This window comes from Methylovirgula ligni (genome assembly GCF_004135935.1).
In the GTDB taxonomy this organism is placed as follows: Bacteria; Pseudomonadota; Alphaproteobacteria; order Rhizobiales; family Beijerinckiaceae; genus Methylovirgula; species Methylovirgula ligni.
Window position 1 is genome coordinate 3099608 of record NZ_CP025086.1, and the last position, 16907, is coordinate 3116514.

The 16907-nt window shown below is 62.5% G+C and carries 16 protein-coding genes; 9 read left to right on the forward strand and 7 right to left on the reverse strand.

Features of this window, described 5'->3' with window-relative positions; translation table 11 throughout:
- The first annotated feature begins 321 nt into the window (after positions 1-321).
- Positions 322-1695, forward strand: a complete 1374-nt coding sequence (locus tag CWB41_RS15000) for a glutamate--cysteine ligase (protein ID WP_115836181.1) — start codon at positions 322-324, stop codon at positions 1693-1695.
- A gap of 55 nt (positions 1696-1750) precedes the next feature.
- Here the strand turns inward: CWB41_RS15000 and CWB41_RS15005 are convergent, their stop codons facing one another.
- Complete coding sequence (locus CWB41_RS15005; protein ID WP_165203877.1) at positions 1751-2029, reverse strand: porin; 279 nt, start codon at positions 2027-2029, stop codon at positions 1751-1753.
- Between the two features lie 235 nt (positions 2030-2264).
- Positions 2265-3011, reverse strand: coding sequence for a 16S rRNA (uracil(1498)-N(3))-methyltransferase (locus CWB41_RS15010; protein ID WP_115836179.1), 747 nt, complete (start codon positions 3009-3011; stop codon positions 2265-2267).
- A gap of 91 nt (positions 3012-3102) precedes the next feature.
- Between CWB41_RS15010 and CWB41_RS15015 the strand changes: the two genes are divergently transcribed.
- Together CWB41_RS15015 and ubiA are read left to right on the forward strand one after the other, a co-directional pair.
- On the forward strand, positions 3103-3573 hold the full coding sequence (locus CWB41_RS15015; protein WP_245411224.1) for a hypothetical protein: 471 nt from the start codon (positions 3103-3105) through the stop codon (positions 3571-3573).
- Entirely contained in the window at positions 3570-4496 is a 927-nt protein-coding gene (gene ubiA / locus CWB41_RS15020) for a 4-hydroxybenzoate octaprenyltransferase (RefSeq protein WP_115836178.1), read from the forward strand. Before CWB41_RS15015 ends, ubiA begins: the two co-directional genes overlap by 4 nt.
- A 36-nt stretch (positions 4497-4532) precedes the next feature.
- Here the strand turns inward: ubiA and CWB41_RS15025 are convergent, their stop codons facing one another.
- Positions 4533-4880, reverse strand: coding sequence for a hypothetical protein (locus CWB41_RS15025; RefSeq protein ID WP_115836177.1), 348 nt, complete (start codon positions 4878-4880; stop codon positions 4533-4535).
- Between the two features lie 304 nt (positions 4881-5184).
- Here CWB41_RS15025 and cysS point away from each other — a divergent pair, with 304 nt between their 5' ends.
- The 6 genes from cysS to CWB41_RS15055 all read left to right on the forward strand — a co-directional run bounded on the left by cysS (position 5185) and on the right by CWB41_RS15055 (position 10593).
- Entirely contained in the window at positions 5185-6543 is a 1359-nt protein-coding gene (gene cysS, locus CWB41_RS15030; protein ID WP_115836176.1) for a cysteine--tRNA ligase, read from the forward strand.
- Positions 6540-7040: a GNAT family N-acetyltransferase gene (locus CWB41_RS15035; protein ID WP_115836175.1), complete on the forward strand. Its 501-nt coding sequence runs from the start codon at positions 6540-6542 to the stop codon at positions 7038-7040. The genes cysS and CWB41_RS15035 overlap by 4 nt, the downstream gene beginning before the upstream one ends.
- A complete protein-coding gene (gene cimA, locus CWB41_RS15040) occupies positions 7037-8632 on the forward strand; it encodes a citramalate synthase (protein ID WP_115836174.1) in 1596 nt (531 codons plus the stop codon). Before CWB41_RS15035 ends, cimA begins: the two co-directional genes overlap by 4 nt.
- Before the next feature lie 135 nt (positions 8633-8767).
- The gene (locus CWB41_RS15045; protein WP_115836173.1) at positions 8768-9538 is read left to right on the forward strand and encodes a hypothetical protein; all 771 of its coding nucleotides are present in this window, start codon (positions 8768-8770) and stop codon (positions 9536-9538) included.
- The gene (locus CWB41_RS15050; RefSeq protein WP_129396522.1) at positions 9535-10341 is read left to right on the forward strand and encodes a polysaccharide deacetylase family protein; all 807 of its coding nucleotides are present in this window, start codon (positions 9535-9537) and stop codon (positions 10339-10341) included. Before CWB41_RS15045 ends, CWB41_RS15050 begins: the two co-directional genes overlap by 4 nt.
- Positions 10342-10344: 3 nt before the next feature.
- On the forward strand, positions 10345-10593 hold the full coding sequence (locus tag CWB41_RS15055; RefSeq protein ID WP_129396523.1) for a hypothetical protein: 249 nt from the start codon (positions 10345-10347) through the stop codon (positions 10591-10593).
- Between the two features lie 116 nt (positions 10594-10709).
- Here CWB41_RS15055 and CWB41_RS15060 read toward each other — a convergent pair whose 3' ends face one another.
- The 4 genes from CWB41_RS15060 to uvrA all read right to left on the reverse strand — a co-directional run bounded on the left by CWB41_RS15060 (position 10710) and on the right by uvrA (position 16807).
- Positions 10710-11153, reverse strand: coding sequence for a TadE/TadG family type IV pilus assembly protein (locus CWB41_RS15060; protein ID WP_115836171.1), 444 nt, complete (start codon positions 11151-11153; stop codon positions 10710-10712).
- On the reverse strand, positions 11154-11687 hold the full coding sequence (locus tag CWB41_RS15065; protein WP_115836170.1) for a TadE/TadG family type IV pilus assembly protein: 534 nt from the start codon (positions 11685-11687) through the stop codon (positions 11154-11156). It lies immediately after the preceding gene.
- Between the two features lie 62 nt (positions 11688-11749).
- Complete coding sequence (locus CWB41_RS15070; protein WP_115836169.1) at positions 11750-13705, reverse strand: pilus assembly protein TadG-related protein; 1956 nt, start codon at positions 13703-13705, stop codon at positions 11750-11752.
- A 153-nt stretch (positions 13706-13858) separates the two neighbouring features.
- Complete coding sequence (uvrA, locus tag CWB41_RS15075; protein ID WP_115836168.1) at positions 13859-16807, reverse strand: excinuclease ABC subunit UvrA; 2949 nt, start codon at positions 16805-16807, stop codon at positions 13859-13861.
- Positions 16808-16907: the final 100 nt, after the last annotated feature.

The following is a 16907-nucleotide window of genomic DNA, read 5'->3' on the forward strand; positions in this document are numbered from 1 at the left end:
CCGGGGAGCCATGGAAAAAATATTAAGCGGCCGTTCTCAAACTTATAGGTTCCCGAGATAACTCGCCCATCTTCGCGGCAGCGCCTCTGGCCGGCTTGGACAAAATGCGGTGACACTCCCATTGCAGGCCGATCCGGCTGCGCTTATTTTGCGATGCGCTGCAGGGGGAGCGGGCGACCCCTCATGGCTGATGTAGAAACTGAGAGATAATACGCAGAGAGCTGACATATCTACATAATATAAGTCTCGCGACGTCTTCCGGATGCACCTGACCGAGTCCATCCCCTCCCGCGCAACAGATCAACGAAAGCAAAGCATTTCATGGCCCGCGACGTTTCCGATCCGACGCCCGTTACGTCGCGCGATCAGCTTGTTGCCTGGAGTGAAGCCGGCGCCAGGCCGCCGGCAGAATTTCGCATCGGCACCGAACATGAAAAGCTTCCCTTCTATCGCGCGGACTTGCGTCCGGTGCCTTATGCCGGCCGCGGCGCGCAGGGCGGTATCCGCGCTTTGCTCGAAGGCATGCAGCGCGAACTCGGCTGGGCGCCGATCATCGAGGAGGGCCATATCATTGGCCTTTACGACGAGGCCAATGGCGCCATCTCGCTCGAGCCCGGCGGCCAGTTCGAGCTTTCGGGCGCTCCGCGCCCCAACGCGCATGCGACCAAGGCGGAATTCGACTGGTATTTCGCCGCCCTGAGGAAAGTCTCCGCCCCCCTTGGCATCGGCTTCCTCGATCTCGGCATGAGCCCGAAGCGGACGCGCGCCGAGGCGCCGATGATGCCGAAGCAGCGCTACGAGATCATGGCCCGCTACATGCCGAAGGTCGGCACGCTCGGCCTCGACATGATGTTCCGCACCTGCACGGTGCAGACGAATTTCGATTTTTCCAGCGAAGCCGACATGGTGAAGAAGCTGCGCGTCGCGCTCGCGCTGCAGCCCGTGATTACCGCCCTCTTCGCCAATTCACCCTTCACCGACGGCAAGCTCAACGGCTATCTGTCGATGCGTTCGGAAATCTGGCGCCACACAGACGCGGCGCGCACCGGCATGCTGCCTTTTGCCTTCGAGCCCGGCATGGGCTTTGAGCGCTATGTCGATTACGCGCTCGATGTGCCGATGTATTTCGTCAAACGCGGCGAGCGCTATCACGATGTCGCCGGCGCGAGCTTCCGCGATCTCCTGGCCGGCCGGCTCGCGGCTCTGCCCGGCGAGCACGCCACGCTGGCGGACTGGGCCAACCATCTCTCGACGATCTTCCCCGAGGTGCGGCTGAAGCGCTATCTTGAGATGCGCGGCGCCGATGCGGGGCCTCAGACATTCCTGACCGCCCTTCCGGCGCTCTGTCTCGGGCTCTTCTACGACACGCAAGCGCTCGATAGCGCCTGGGAGATCGTCAAGGGATGGAGCGCCGCCGAGCGCGAGGCTCTGCGCGCGGAGGTGCCGCGTCTCGGCCTCGCGGCCAAGATCGCCGACCGCCCGTTGCGGGAGATTGCGCAAGAGGTTCTGGCGCTCGTGCGCGGCGGTCTTGCGCGACGCGCCATCCGCGACGAGAAGGGCCAAGATGAAACCGTCTTCCTGCAACCGCTTGAAGCTGTCGCATCGGGCAAAAGCCAGGCGGAGAGTCTGATCCACTTGTTCAAGACGAAGTGGAACACGAGCGTCGATCCGGCTTTTACGGAATGCGCCTTCTAGGCCTGACACGTCGTCGCGCGCCGAAGCCGAAGCAATCCTGCGCCTTCAGAAAACTCTAGCGATACGATTCTTCCGTCGTATCGACGCGCATATGGCGCGGCTCGACGATATCCGAGTAGCCCCCGCCATCGCTGCGTAGCGCGGCGGAAGTCGCAGCAGCGCCGAAGTGGTTGGCGCTGAAATGATAATCTGCGACAGGCTCGCCGAACTGCACGCGGACATGGCCGCCGATACGCACGCAGCTATGCGTCCCCTCGACAAGGGCGAAGTCGGGCCCGTAGGCCGCGCAGGGGCCGAAGGCGAAAGCCGGGGTGACGAAAACAGAAAACAACAAACTCGAACCGACGCAGACCAAGCCAATAGGAAGGCGCGTATGATCTGACATGAGTTGTCCCATCAATGGATCGCCGGGCTGCATTTCAGCCCCGGCAATCTCTTCCAGCGGCGACCGCGATACGCATCGATCGACCGCTTTGCATCAAACTCTCTATGGCTGTGGTTAAGGGCAGTTTGAGGCAATATCGTGGAGATGCGCGCGATCTCGTGAACGCACAATGTCGCGAATGCAGCTAGCGCCAATCGCCGAGGGCTGCCTGGACGAGCGCCAAAGCCGCGACGGCCGCTGTGTCGGCCCGCAAGATCCGGGGGCCGAGCGAGATTTGCACGACATGCGGCAGGGCCAGCAGCGCCGCGCGCTCCGCCGCATCGAAACCGCCCTCCGGCCCGATCAACACCGCAAGCGGCAGGCGATGTTTTGCGGCTGCCGACAGAGCCGCGAGTGGGTCTTGCACCGGCGCCTCCTCATCGCAGAAGATCAGCAGCCGCTCCGCCGGCCACGCCGCAAGCGCAGCCTCCAATTTCAGCGGCGCGGCGACCTCCGGCACGGCGAGGATGCCGCATTGCTCGGCCGCCTCGATGACATTGGCCTGCATGCGCCCGGCGTTGAGACGCTCCGCCTGTGTGTAACGGGTCAGGACCGGCTGGAGCCGGCTCACCCCCATTTCGACGGCTTTTTGCACCACATAGTCGAGCCGCGTGTGTTTTAGCGGCGCGAAGAGATAGTGAAGATCGCCCGGCGGCTCCTGCACACGTGTCTGGGTGCGCACGATCAGGTTCGTTTGCTTGCGGCCGCCCGGCGCCAGCGCTGCCCGCCACTCCCCGTCCCGACCATTGAAAACAAGGAGTTCCGCGCCATCGGAAAGACGCAATACGTTGCGCAGATAATGCGCCTGGGGCGCCGGCAGGCTGATCAGCGCCTCGGCCGCGAGCGGCGCCTCAACGAACAGGCGCCGGGTCGTGAAGTCGTAGCGTGTCATTCACCCTCCGTCATCGGGCGCTTGCCCCTTGCGAGGGGATTTTGCTATGAGACCAACATCTTACAGTCAAAGACATTTTACGGGGTAAGCGATGATCGAGCTTTTCCGAACCCGCGGGACGGCTCTGGCCCTTGCCGGGCTAGCCTTTACGGCAGTGGCGGCGCCGCTGACTTTCTCCCTTTCGCTCGGCTTGAGCCAACCCGCCAAGGCCGCCGAATGCAGCGAGGATATCGGCAATCTGTCCAAGAAGCGCATGGACATCATCCAGGCGCTGAACAAGCTGGCCAAAACCTCCGCCAAAGGCCAGCTTGATCCGGCGCTCTCCTGCCCGAAGTTCCGCGCCCTCGCCGAGGCCGAAAAAGCGCTGCTCGATTATCTAAGCAAGAACAAGGATTGGTGCACCGTCCCCGACGAAGCGATCATGACTCTCGGCAAGAGCTACAGTCATTCGAAGGAAATCGCGGGCAAGGCGTGCGCCTTCGCCGCCCAGGAAAAGAAAAACCAGGAATCGGGAGGCGACTCGCTGCTCGGCGGCCAGAAACTACCCGCCGGACCTCTATGAATTCATCGCCCAGCGCCAGCCTGCCCGACGCCGCCGGGCTCTCTCTGCTTCGCTATGCGCCGCCGAGCTGGCAGCCCTATATCCAGCTCGCGCGGCTCGACCGGCCGATCGGCTGGTGGTTGCTTCTGCTGCCGTGCTGGTGGGCCTCGCTGCTCGCCAGCAATGTGAAACATGCGCCGCCCAATTTCTGGCATCTCGCGCTGTTCCTGATCGGCGCGGTGGCGATGCGCGGGGCCGGCACGACCTATAACGACATCCTCGATCGCAACATCGACGCCAAAGTCGAGCGCACCCGCAATCGGCCGCTCGCCTCGGGCCGCATCAGCGGGCGCGCGGCGGCGCTGTTTCTGGGCGCGCAAGTGCTGGTGGGGCTGGCGGTTCTCCTCTGCTTCAACGGTTTCACCATCGCATTGGCGCCCGCCTCGCTCGCCATCGTCGCCGTCTACCCGTTGATGAAGCGCGTCACTTTCTGGCCGCAGGCGGTGCTGGGCCTCGCCTTCGCCTTCGGAGCATTGGTCGGCTGGGCGGCGGAAATGGCGAGCCTCACGTGGCCGGCTGTCTTCCTCTATGCGGGCGGCATCTGCTGGACGATCGGCTACGATACGATCTATGCACTGCAGGATATTGAGGACGATCTGATCGCCGGGGTGAAATCGACCGCTCTGCGGTTCGGCAGCCGCGTGCGCGAGGCGGTCGGCCTGTTCTATGTCGTCGCCTTCGGCTTGATCGGCGTCGCGCTTTTTACCGCTGGCGCCGCGCGCGGATGGGCGCTTGTCGGCTGGCTCGGCCTCGGCGCGCATTTCCTCTGGCAGATTGTCCGCCTCGATCCGGCCGACCCCCGCTCGGCGCTCAGAGTCTTTCGCTCAAATCGCGATGCCGGATTGATTTTCGCCGCGGGCCTTGCCGTGCAGGCCTTGCTCTAGGCGATCTTCGCCTTGCACGGCGTTATTCCCGGCAGGTTATTCGCGGCACGTGATGATGAAGGAATTCGGGTCGAGCTTCAGCGGCTTGGCGCCGGCGGTCGCGCCGGTCACGTCCGAAGCCGGGCCATAGGCGATCGGCGCAGCCAGGCCATGCGCCTCGCACCAAGCCGAAGCGACGACCTCGCCGCAGGCCTTATCCTTGCCGAGACAATCGCGCGTGCCGTAGCCGTCGTCGGCGGGGATGACGAAAGTCTGGCTGGCAAAAGCTTGCTTGGTGCCCGCGGCGCGGGCCTCGGTGCGCATCGCTGCCAGGGCGATCAGCCCAGCCAGAATCGACAGACCGAGCGGCAATATCCGCCGGTAATCGCGCACGATAAACGTCATTACGCCCCCCAAATGACCTGAGCGCATGACTGGTACCCCGCGTCCGCGCGTGCGAAGTGCAGGAATCGAAAATCCGGCACGCCAGCCATTTTTGGCCGAGCGCCTCTAAAATTTGGTTAAGCTTTCCCCTCGGAACGCCTTGACCCCAATTCGCTTCTCAAGCATGGTCCCGGGCATGATGTGCTCTTATATCCGTCCCTGCCGGATTATTATTCGCTAGCCTCGCGCTGGCCGGAGCCGTCTCGTCCTCATCCCGAGTTCAGAACAGTCCTCCCCGGCCAGCCAAGGCTGCTGAAGGGAAGCTATGTCTTTGCAGCTCTACAATACGCTGACACGGCAGAAACAGGAGTTCGTCCCGCTCGATCCGGACAACGTGCGGATGTATGTCTGCGGGCCGACGGTCTATGACTTCGCCCATATCGGCAATGCCCGGCCGCTCATTGTCTTCGACGTGCTTTTCCGACTGCTGCGCCACCTTTATGGCGCGGAGCATGTCACCTATGTCCGCAACATCACCGACGTTGACGACAAGATCAACGCGCGCGCCGCCGAGCGCGGCATTTCGATCCGTGACCTGACCGAAGAGACGAATGCGATCTTCCAGGCCGATGCCGCGGCGCTCTACTGCCTTGAGCCGACGTTTCAGCCCCGCGCGACAGAGCATATCCATGCGATGATCGCGCTCATCGAGCGGCTGCTGCTGGCGCGTCACGCCTATGTCGCCGAGGGGCATGTGCTCTTCGACGTGCCGTCGATGCCAGATTACGGCAAGCTGTCGCGCCGGCCGCTTGACGAGATGATCGCGGGGGCGCGCGTCGAGGTCGCACCCTACAAGAAAAGCCCCACGGATTTCGTGCTGTGGAAGCCGTCCGCGCCGAACGAGCCGGGCTGGGAAAGCCCCTGGGGCTACGGCCGCCCCGGCTGGCATCTCGAATGTTCGGCGATGAGCTGGAAATATCTCGGCGAGATCTTCGACATCCACGGGGGCGGCATCGATCTCGTCTTCCCGCATCATGAGAACGAGATCGCCCAGACCTGCTCCGCCTTCGGCCACAAGACAATGGCCAACTACTGGCTGCACAACGGCTTCCTGCAGGTCGAAGGCCAGAAAATGTCGAAGAGCCTCGGCAATTTCCTCACCATCCGCCAGGCGCTGAAGGACTGGCCGGGCGAGGTCGTGCGCTTCAACATGCTCAAGGCGCATTATCGTCAGCCGATCGACTGGACGCTGTCGAGCCTCGACGAAAGCCAGCGCGAACTCGACAAGTTCTATCCGCTCGCCAAGCAATTCGCCGTCTCGGAAGCGACGCTGGCGCCGGAATTTCTCGCCCCGCTCGAAGACGATCTCAATACGCCCGAGGCGATCACCGTACTGCGCCGGCTTTACCGCGAGGCGCAGGAGGGCGACGTGGCGCTGGCGGGCACCCGCTTTGCCTCCTCCGGCCATTTTCTCGGCCTCTTTCAGTCCGAGCTTTCCGATTGGAACCCGGCGCCCATCCTCTTCGACAAAAGCCATGTCGAAAACCTGATCGAGGCGCGGCTCGCCGCGCGCCGGGCGAAGGACTGGGCCGAATCCGACCGCCTCCGCGACGAATTGATCAGCCTCGGCATCGTGCTGAAGGACAACAAGGACGGCACGACGAGCTGGGAGGTGAAGCGATGAGCACGGCCGCCAAGCCAGCGCTACGCCCGTTCCTGCCGCAGGATGCCGCCGCCGTCGCGCAAATCTTCCGCGACGCGATCGAGGATCTGACCCGGGACGATTACGACGAGGCGCAGCGCACCGCCTGGAGCGCGCGCGCCGATGACGAAGCGAGCTTCGCCAAGCGCCTCGCCGCGCAGACGACTTTGCTCGCCCTGCGCGAGGGCGAACCTGTGGGATTCGTCAGCCTCAAAGGCAACGACCTCCTCGATATGCTCTTTGTACGGCCGGAGGTGGCCGGCGAAGGCGTCGGCACCTTCCTCGCCAATGCGGCCGAGACGCTGGCGCGCGGCCGCGGCGCCAAAATCCTCAATGTCGATGCGAGCGACACCGCCCTGCCCTTTTTCGAGAAGCTCGGCTTCACGCCGCAGGCCCGGCAGAGCATCGCCCTCGACGGCGAATGGCTCGCCAATACGAAAATGGCCAAGGCGCTCGATGCGGGGGGCCAAAGCCGATGAGCCGCGAGCGCCTCTATCTTTACGACACGAGCCTGCGCGATGGGGCGCAGACGACGGGAGTCGATTTCTCGCTCGACGACAAACGCCGCATCGCCGCGTTGCTCGATGCCTTGGGCGTCGATTATATCGAGGGCGGATATCCCGGCGCCAATCCGCTCGACACGGAATTTTTTGTCAAGAAGCCAAAGTTCGCGCACGCGCGATTTTCCGCTTTCGGCATGATCCGCCGCACCGGCCGCTCGGCCTCGAACGATCCGGGTGTCGCCGCCCTGCTCGACGCCGAGGCCGATGCGATCTGCTATGTCGCCAAGGCCTGGGACTATCATGTCCGGGTCGCGCTCGGCACGACGCTGGAAGACAATCTCGCCGGCGTCGCGCAGTCCGTCGAACTCGCCGTGCAGCACGGGCGCGAGACCATGCTCGATTGCGAGCATTTCTTTGACGGCTACAAAGCCAATCCCGCTTACGCGCTGGACGTCGCGCGCACGGCTTATAAGGCCGGGGCGCGCTGGATCGTCCTTTGCGACACCAACGGCGGCACGCTGCCGCACGAGGTCGAGCGCATCGTCGGCGAAGTCGCGAAGCACATCCCGCATGACCGCCTCGGCATCCATGCGCATAACGACACCGAGAATGCCGTCGCCAATTCGCTGGCGGCGGTGCGTGCCGGGGCGCGGCAGATTCAGGGCACGTTGAACGGCCTCGGCGAGCGTTGCGGCAACGCCAATCTTGTCTCGATCATCCCGACTTTGCTGCTTAAGAAGGATTATGCCGAGGCTTATGATATCGGCGTGTCGCATCAGCAGCTCGCCGCGCTGACCAAGGTCAGCCACACGCTCGACGAATTGTTGAACCGCGCGCCGGACCGGCACCGGCCCTATGTCGGCGCCTCGGCCTTCGCAACCAAGGCGGGCATCCATGCCTCCGCGGTGATGAAGGACCCGGCGACCTACGAGCATATCGTGCCGGAGGCAGTCGGCAACCGGCGCCGCCTGCTTGTTTCCGGCCAGGCCGGGAAATCCAACATCCTGGCCGAACTCGAACGGCTTGGCGTCGCGCTCGACAAGAACGATCCCCGCCTCGCCCGCCTGCTCGAAGACGTGAAAGAGAAAGAGGCGCAGTTCTATGCCTATGAAGGCGCCGACGCCTCCTTCGAGCTGCTGGCGCGGCGCAGCCTTGGCACGGTGCCGGATTATTTCGAGGTCGAGCGGTTCAGCGTCAATGCCGAGCGCCGCCATAACGCCAAGGGCGAATACGTCACTGTCTCGGAAGCGGTGGTAAAGCTGCGCATCGGCGAGGACACGTCGATCTCGGTCGCGGAAGGCAACGGGCCGATCAACGCCCTCGACCTCGCGCTGCGCCGGGATCTCGGCAAATATCAGCCGTTCATCGAGGATCTCGAACTCGTCGATTATCGTGTCCGCGTCTTCCAGGGTGGCACCGATGCGGTGACGCGCGTGCTGATCGAATTCAGCGACGGCAGCGGCGAGAACTGGTCGACCGTCGGCGTCTCGGCCAATATCATCGACGCCTCGTTCCAGGCGCTGGTCGATGCGATCACCTACAAATTGCTGAAAGCCGGCGCGAAATAAATTCTCTCCGCAGGATAAGATCGGAGCATGAGCAGAGTGCGAGGGCCTTCCGCTTCATGCGCGCGGGTGATATGGAGCCATTAGCTTTATAGTTCGATCGATATTCACAATATTGATATTCTGACGATCTGAGTGATGATCCGGCTGACAAAGCGTATTTTCACTTCCCTCGGCGCGCATCACGAAATGCCGCCGGTCGTCGCTGGCATGGCCACCATGCCCAGCCGCGCCCACACTTTCCCCACGGCCTTTCATTCCGTCATCGGCCAGGTGGATCGGCTTTACCTCTATCTCGATGGACACGATGCGGTTCCGGCAGCCGCAAAAGACGACCCGCGCGTCGTTCCAATCTTATCGCGCGATGTTCCCGGCTTGCAGGGCAACGGCAAGTTTCTCGGGCTGACACTGGAGAAGAGCGATTGCCTTTACCTCGGCGTTGATGATGACATCGCCTATCCTCGAGACTATGTCCGCAGGACGAGCGAAGCCCTTACCGCTCGCCAGCGTCGCGCAATCGTCGGATATCACGGCTCGGTTTTGCTCGATCCCTTCACGAGCTATGCGAAAAGCCGCGAAACGATCTGGTTCGCCGGCGCCCTGCCGAAAGCGCGCCATGTAGACGTCCTCGGCACCGGGACGGTGATGTTCGACACGGAGATGTTGCGGTTTGATGTGCGCACCTGGCCGCACGTCAACATGCTCGATCTTTATTTCGCTCTCGAGGCCGCGACGGCGAATCTAGCATTGATCTGCCTGCCGCGGCGGCGCGAGTATCTGCTTCCCCTGGAAGAACACCAAAGCGATTCCATTTACGCCAGGCTCTTGCGCGATGATTCCGTCGAAACCGCGCTTGCCATCGAACTGCGGGAGCGGTTGGCGAAGTCACGCCAAGCGAGGCGGAATTGAGCGACATATATGCCTTGCACGGGGTCATCGATCGCGTCGATGCGAAGCTGTTCAGCCATCGAAACATGACTCCGGCAGATCGCGTCCGGGCGCGCCTCGATACGCAACAGAAGCTGGTGCCGCTCGCAGACGCGCTTGCCGGAAAAGGCGATGCCCTGACAATCGACGACGCGACTGTCGCCTCGGCGCAGGCGGCCCTCCTGGCTCGGCGGCTCGGTCATGCGGTGACTTTATTCGTCAATCCCTGGCAGGTCGCAGACGGCCGCGCCTATGCCTTCGCGGCGCTCCATTGGCTGCTTGACCAGACACGCAAACGCAAAGTGACTTTGCGCGGCAAGACCTGGTGGCTGCTGACGTTTCGTCAGAAGGATAGCCTCCGCGCGGAGATCAAGCGCCTGCTGCGCCTGCACGATGACCCGCAGGAAAGTCACGCGCTGATCGAAGAGTTGCGGCAGGCGCTCGGAGTGACGAACCTCGACATTCCCGACTATTTGCAAAGCCTGACCGTCCCGCAGCTCCGCGAACTGCGCGACGCCGGCGTCGACATTCAAAATCATTATTGGACGCATCTCGATCCTGCCGCCCACACGCCAGCACGCTTTGCCGATGAATGGGCGCTTGCGCAGGACTGGCTGGCCGAGAACCTCGGCATCGCGTCACGGTTCTTCGCGTCACCTTTTGGCGATTATTTTCCGCAGCCGGATTTTCTGGCCAAACAGAAAATCGTTTGCCTTTTGTTGAGCCACAGTCACCCCGGCGGCACGCTGGGCCCTTGGGTCGTCAATCGTGTCGTATTTGACTGAGCGGTGCGCGCTGGTTTTTGGAAAAGAAAACGCCCGCCGGAGGGAGGAGGAGGAACCGGCGGGCGTTTTAGCACGCGAGTCGCGGGAACGAGCTTTCGCGGCAAACCCGGTTTCAACGCACTGAAAAAAACTGTCTCGAAGCGCGGCGAAACCGGAACTGAAATTTTATTAAATGCTTTTGCGGCGCAGCAGAACTTTGAATATTGCGGCGCTGTTATGCAGCCAACGCATGATTTAATGGCCGTTGCTTGACCATCTTCCGAGCCATTGGGCGCCAAACGCCTTGTGTTTCGCTTATCTATTGGAAAGCCATAGAATTTTTCAATCAACCCATGTCGAATACGCATGGGGCAAGAGCAAATCGCCAGTCAGGACTGCGCGTTTGGGAAGCACGCCGTGGCGGAGAGCTGGGTTCCGCCCGCGAGTGCCTTGATCAAGGCCGGAACGACCGTGTTGAACGTGTAGACGATCGAAACTTGCGAAAAGCCGGTCAGGCCTGCGCAGGTCGCATTCGCATTCAATGTGACGTTCGTGGCGCCGAGGGTGATCGCCCAGGAAGCGGCCTGAGACTCGACGTAACTCGTCGCCAGCGAGGAGCTGTAAATCCCGGCCGAACCGCAGGCGTTCTGCACGAGACCCATGCAGCGCGCGCCGGCGATCGCCGTCTGCTGCAGGGCTTCGCGCGTCCACATCAGCCGGCCAAACTCGATAATTCCGAAAATGCAGAGAAGCAGCGGCATGGAAACCATGCCGAACTCGACCGCGGTCGCCGCCGAGCGGCATCTCGCAAAGCGGCCAAAGAGCTGTTTCATTTATTGGGTTTCCGCGACCGCGGTGGAGGAAATCGCGCCGTTCTTGACGATGCCATAAGACGAGAACATCGGGCTGTAGACTCTGGTGGCGACGATCGAGATGAATTTGCCGGCAAGGCCTCCGCTGGCGCAGGTCGATCCACACGTCACCGCCCCGCCCCATGTGACGGACGCGCCCGACCCTGTCGGGCAATAGCAAACATTGGCATTCGCCGCCGTGCCGCCCGACGAGATGGCGCCTGAATTGATCGTGGCCGAGGGGCCGTTGTTGACGATAATGCTCCCGTTCGCCCAGTTCGCCGCCCGCTCGCTTTCGACGATCGTGGCAAGGTTGGTCGCCAATGCGCCGCCGTTCGTCGAATTGACGTTCGACGCATTCAGCAGCGCATAATTGGCGGCCGCCGAAACCGCACTTTCCAAACCGAATTTGACATAGAGCACGCCGCCGAAATCCGCCGCCGCCGCGAGGAGGAGACAGAAAATCGGCGCCAGAAGCGCGAACTCCACCGCCGAGACGCCCGCGCGGTCGGCCATCGGCCGCCGTGCCCATGCGAAAATTACCGCCGATAGCGGCCGAAGGAAGGAAGCGATTTTGTTCATTGCACGAGCTCGACTTGGGCGGACCCCGACGAGCTGATGCAGCTATTGCTCGTCAGATGGGTACCGCCGGAAAGAGTGATCTGCGAGGCGATGACCTGCAGGCATTGACCGGTCTGGTTGCCGACACTGGCGCCGCCACTCAGCGCCATCGGTCCTTTGGGAAAGTAGAGCGCGCCGGAAAGCAGCGTATTGCTCGCCCCTTCGCTGAAATAGGCGCCGCCCGTAGCTGACGATGGGCCGATGATGACGAGATTTGCATCCGTGCCCGATGTCGGAGCCGAAAGGGAAATATTGTTGAAGCCGGCGCCTTCGCAGAAAACGGCGCTGGTGCAGGAGGAACCCGATACGGTGCTTTGCCCCGCCATGACCAAAGTGACACCGGTCCCCGAGACACCGATCGTCGAGCCGTTGCAGCTTACGTCGCCGCCACCATTGGCGCCGAAGGCGATGTAGCCGTAGACGGAATAGACGCCCGCCCCCAGCGCTGTGCCGCCCGCCGTCGAAAAATAGCCGTCGATATCATGCTGCGCGGCTGCGCTGATCGTCATGCAGGTGCCGCCGTTCGGCGCGCTCAGATTGCCGACAAGCTGGAAGAGATCGCCGCTGCCAGTCGCGTCGGCGAAAGTCGTCTTGGAGCCGCCGCCGACAAGGACCGCATAGCCGCTGCTGCTCGGGCCGATGTTGAAGCTGTTGGTCGAGCCGCTGCCCATCGTGAGCGTCGAGCCGCCGGTATTATAGATACCGCCGGCGATGACGAAAGTGCTGGGGCCGCCGAACGTCAGCGTCGTGCCTGTGTTGCAAACGCTGAAATTGCCCCCGCTGCCGCTACAGGACGAGGTTGCGGACCCGATGTTGAATGTGCCGGCACCGAAAGTCGTGGTGGTGCCGCCGCCGGTCATAATGCCCCGGCTGATGTTGAAGGTTCCGCCGCCGAACGTAAGCGTCGAGCCCGTGTTGCAAATACTGAACGTGCCACCATTGCAGCCCGAGGATTTGCCTGGGCCGAAGTTGAAGGTTGCGGCCGTGGTTGCCGCGGCAAAGCTGACACTGACGCCGCCGTCGACAACAACGCCTGCGAAGGTATATGTGCCGCCGTTGGGACAGGTCACTGTCCACGAGCCACCCGAATTTGTGTAGGACGAGGAGCAGCCCGCTGTGGTCAGCGCGCTTTGGGTCGTGCTCTGGTTGCTATAGCCAAATTCCAGCAGGGTGCCGGTTGAAACATTGGGGGCGCCCGGCGCGCTGAGCGAAGACAGCGAATTTGCATGGGTCTGCAAAGCTGTGACAGCCGTGTTCGAGGCCAGCGGATCAGCCGTCGTCTGCTTGACGAGCGAGCCGGAAATGCCGCTGCAAGGCTGAGTTGGCGTCGTGCCATTGTAGCTCACGGACTTCGCGGTGATCGACGTCCCGCAAGGGACACTGACCGTCGCATTGGATGAAACCGAGCAGGACGCGGCCGAAACCGACGTACCGCCACTGAGCGTCACGCCGGTGCCGCTGCCGGAAAGCGCGAGAATGCAGGCCGATGGCGCCGCCGCGAGCTGCGCATCCGCCTGGCTTGAGACCGGCAACGTCGAGCCGGAGCGTAGAATCGGGGCGAGCAGCAGCACGTCATTGCGCAGGATATTGACCGAAACCGCCTGGTCGCCCGCTGTTCTGGGCGAGGACACGAGACCGACACTCGTCTGCGACGCGCCAATGCCATTGAGCGCCGCGACATTCTGCGCGACGGAGGTCATCGTCGTCGTCGAATTCGTCGATGAATAGGCAAGCGCGGCAGCAAAGGACGCGAGGTCTGCCGTCCGCTGGTTCTCGACCTTAACCACGAGCCCATAGCCGAACTCGCCGGCGAGCGACACAAACCCGAGAAGCAGAGGGAGTGTTAGCGCGCCGATAATCGATACGGTTCCCGCGCGATGACGCGAAAACCGGCGCAACAAATCAAAGATCATGAGAAGGGCTCGAGAACTACGACGCCCCAAAACTAAGAATATTTATGTTTAAGAAGTTATAAGAGGAAAACAGAAAGAGGATGAGATAATTTGAATGGTTTACTCGGTGTAAATGCCCAAGAATAGACCAATGCAGGCGATGCTAGGCAGGGTCTATTCCGCTGCATTCCTCCGGGGCGCGGGGCGGCGCTCCAGGACCGGCTTCAGGTAATGGCCGGTGTGGCTGCGCGGCACCTTCACAATATCTTCCGGCGTGCCTTGCGCGACGATCGTGCCGCCGCCGTCACCGCCCTCGGGACCGAGATCGATGATCCAGTCGGCGGTTTTGATGACATCGAGATTGTGCTCGATGACGACGACGCTGTTGCCGCCTTCAACGAGCTGGTGCAGCACTTCGAGCAGCTTGGCGACATCGTGGAAGTGCAGACCCGTCGTCGGCTCGTCGAGAATATAGAGAGTGCGCCCGGTCGCGCGGCGCGAAAGCTCCTTGGCGAGCTTCACCCGCTGCGCCTCGCCACCCGATAGGGTGTTGGCCTGCTGCCCGACCTTGATATAGCCGAGGCCGACGCGCGATAAAGTCTCCATCTTCTCGCGGATCGGGGGCACTGCCTTGAACAAGGCCCCTGCTTCCTCGACCGTCATGTTGAGCACGTCGGCGATGGACCTGTCGCGGTATTTCACTTCCAGAGTCTCGCGCTCATAGCGCGTGCCCTTGCAGACATCGCAGGTGACATAGACGTCCGGCAGAAAGTGCATCTCGATCTTGATGACGCCGTCGCCCTGGCAGGCTTCGCAGCGCCCGCCCTTGACGTTGAAGGAGAAGCGCCCCGGCTGGTAGCCGCGCGCCTTCGCTTCCGGCAGGCCGGCGAACCATTCGCGGATCGGCGTGAAGGCGCCGGTGTAGGTCGCGGGGTTGGAGCGCGGCGTGCGGCCGATCGGCGATTGATCGATGTCGATGACCTTGTCGAGATGCTGCAGGCCCTCGATCGCCTTATGCGGCGCCGGATGTTCGACTGCGCCATTGAGCTTGCGCGCCACGGCCTTGTAGAGCGTATCGACAATGAGCGTCGACTTGCCGCCGCCGGAAACGCCGGTGATGCAAGTGAAAAGCCCAAGCGGAATGTCGACCGAGACATCCTTGAGATTGTTGCCCGTCGCCTCGACGATCTTGAGCTTGCGCGCCGGATCGGGCTTGCGCCGCGTGCGCGGCACCGGCACCTGCAAACGGCCCGACAGATATTGCCCCGTCAGCGACTTCGGATCGTCCATGATCTCCGTCGCCGTGCCCTGCGCGACGATCTCGCCGCCGTGGATGCCGGCGCCCGGCCCCACATCGACGACATGGTCGGCCGTCAGGATCGCATCCTCGTCATGTTCGACGACGATGACGCTGTTGCCGAGATCGCGCAGGCGCCGCAAGGTTTCGAGCAGCTTGGCGTTGTCGCGCTGGTGCAGCCCGATCGAGGGCTCGTCGAGCACATAGAGCACGCCGGTGAGGCCCGAGCCGATCTGCGAGGCGAGCCGGATGCGCTGGCTCTCGCCGCCGGAGAGCGTGCCCGAGGCGCGCGATAGCGTCAGATAATCCAGCCCGACATCGATGAGGAAGGTCAACCGGTCGTTGATCTCCTTCAGGATGCGGCGGGCGATCTCAACGCGCTTCTCGTCGAGCGTTTCCGGCAGCGTGCCGAACCACGCGCGCGCGTCGCGGACCGAGAGTTCGGCGACCTGACCGATATGCTTGCCCGCGATCTTCACCGCCAGCGCCTCTGGCTTCAGCCGATAGCCTTTGCAGGCCTTGCACGGCGTCGCCGTCATGAAACGGGCGATATCCTCTCGCGCCCAATCGCTTTCCGTTTCGTGATAGCGCCGATCGAGGTTGCTGATAATGCCCTCGAAGGGCTTCTTCACGTCATAGGAGCGCAGGCCGTCGTTGTAGGAGAAGCGGATCGGGTCCTCTCCCGACCCGTAGAACAGGATTTCCTGGATATGTTCAGGCAGCGCCTCGAACGGCGTATCCAGCCGGAACTTGTAGTGCTTGGCGAGCGATTCGAGCGTCTGGAGATAGTAAGGCGAGGTCGAGCGCGCCCAGGGCGCGATGGCGCCCTTGCGCAAAGTGAGCTTCGGGTCCGGCACGATCAGCTCCGGATCGACCGTCTCCTCGCTGCCGAGGCCGCTGCATTCGGGACACGCGCCGAAGGGATTGTTGAATGAGAACAGCCGCGGCTCGATCTCCGAGATGGTAAAGCCGGAGACGGGACAGGCGAATTTGGACGAGAAGACGATCTGCTTCGGCTTGCCGTTGTCCTCCTTCTCGTCGGCATATTCGATAAGGGCGATACCGTCGGCGAGTTCGAGCGCGGTCTCGAAGCTTTCCGAAAGCCGCGCCGCCAGATCCGGCCGCACGGCGATGCGGTCGACCACGACTTCGATGTCGTGCTTCAGCTTCTTGTCGAGCGCCGGCGTCTCGGCGATCTCGTAGAATTGCCCGTCGATCTTCAGCCGCTGGAAGCCGCGTTTCAGGTAATCGGCGATTTCCTTGCGATATTCGCCCTTGCGGCCGCGCACGACCGGGGCCAGCAGATAGAGCCGCGTGCGCTCGGGCAGCGCCAGCACCCGGTCCACCATCTGGCTCACCGTCTGGCTCTCGATCGGCAGACCCGTCGCCGGCGAATAGGGAATGCCCACGCGCGCCCAAAGCAAGCGCATGTAATCATAGATCTCGGTGACGGTGCCGACCGTCGAACGCGGATTTTTCGAGGTGGTCTTCTGCTCGATGGAGATCGCCGGCGAAAGCCCGTCGATCTGATCGACATCAGGCTTCTGCGTCATTTCCAGGAATTGGCGGGCATAAGCCGAAAGCGATTCGACATAGCGGCGCTGGCCCTCGGCATAGATCGTGTCGAAAGCGAGCGAGGATTTTCCCGAGCCCGAAAGCCCGGTGAAGACCACGAGCTTGTCACGCGGAATGACGAGATCGACGTTCTTGAGGTTATGCTCGCGTGCGCCGCGCACGACGATCAGGCGGCGGTCGTCCTTGGGAAACGGCAGATTGAGCTCCGGCTCCTTGGCCTTGCGGGGGGTGGTTTTTCGCGGTGCTTTCATGGACTTTCGTAGAATATCCTCGTCTCCCCGCGGGGAGGAAAACAGGGGACCCGGGCTTGGGAGGTTGCGCGCTGCCTAAGGTTCGCGGAAAATCGCGACA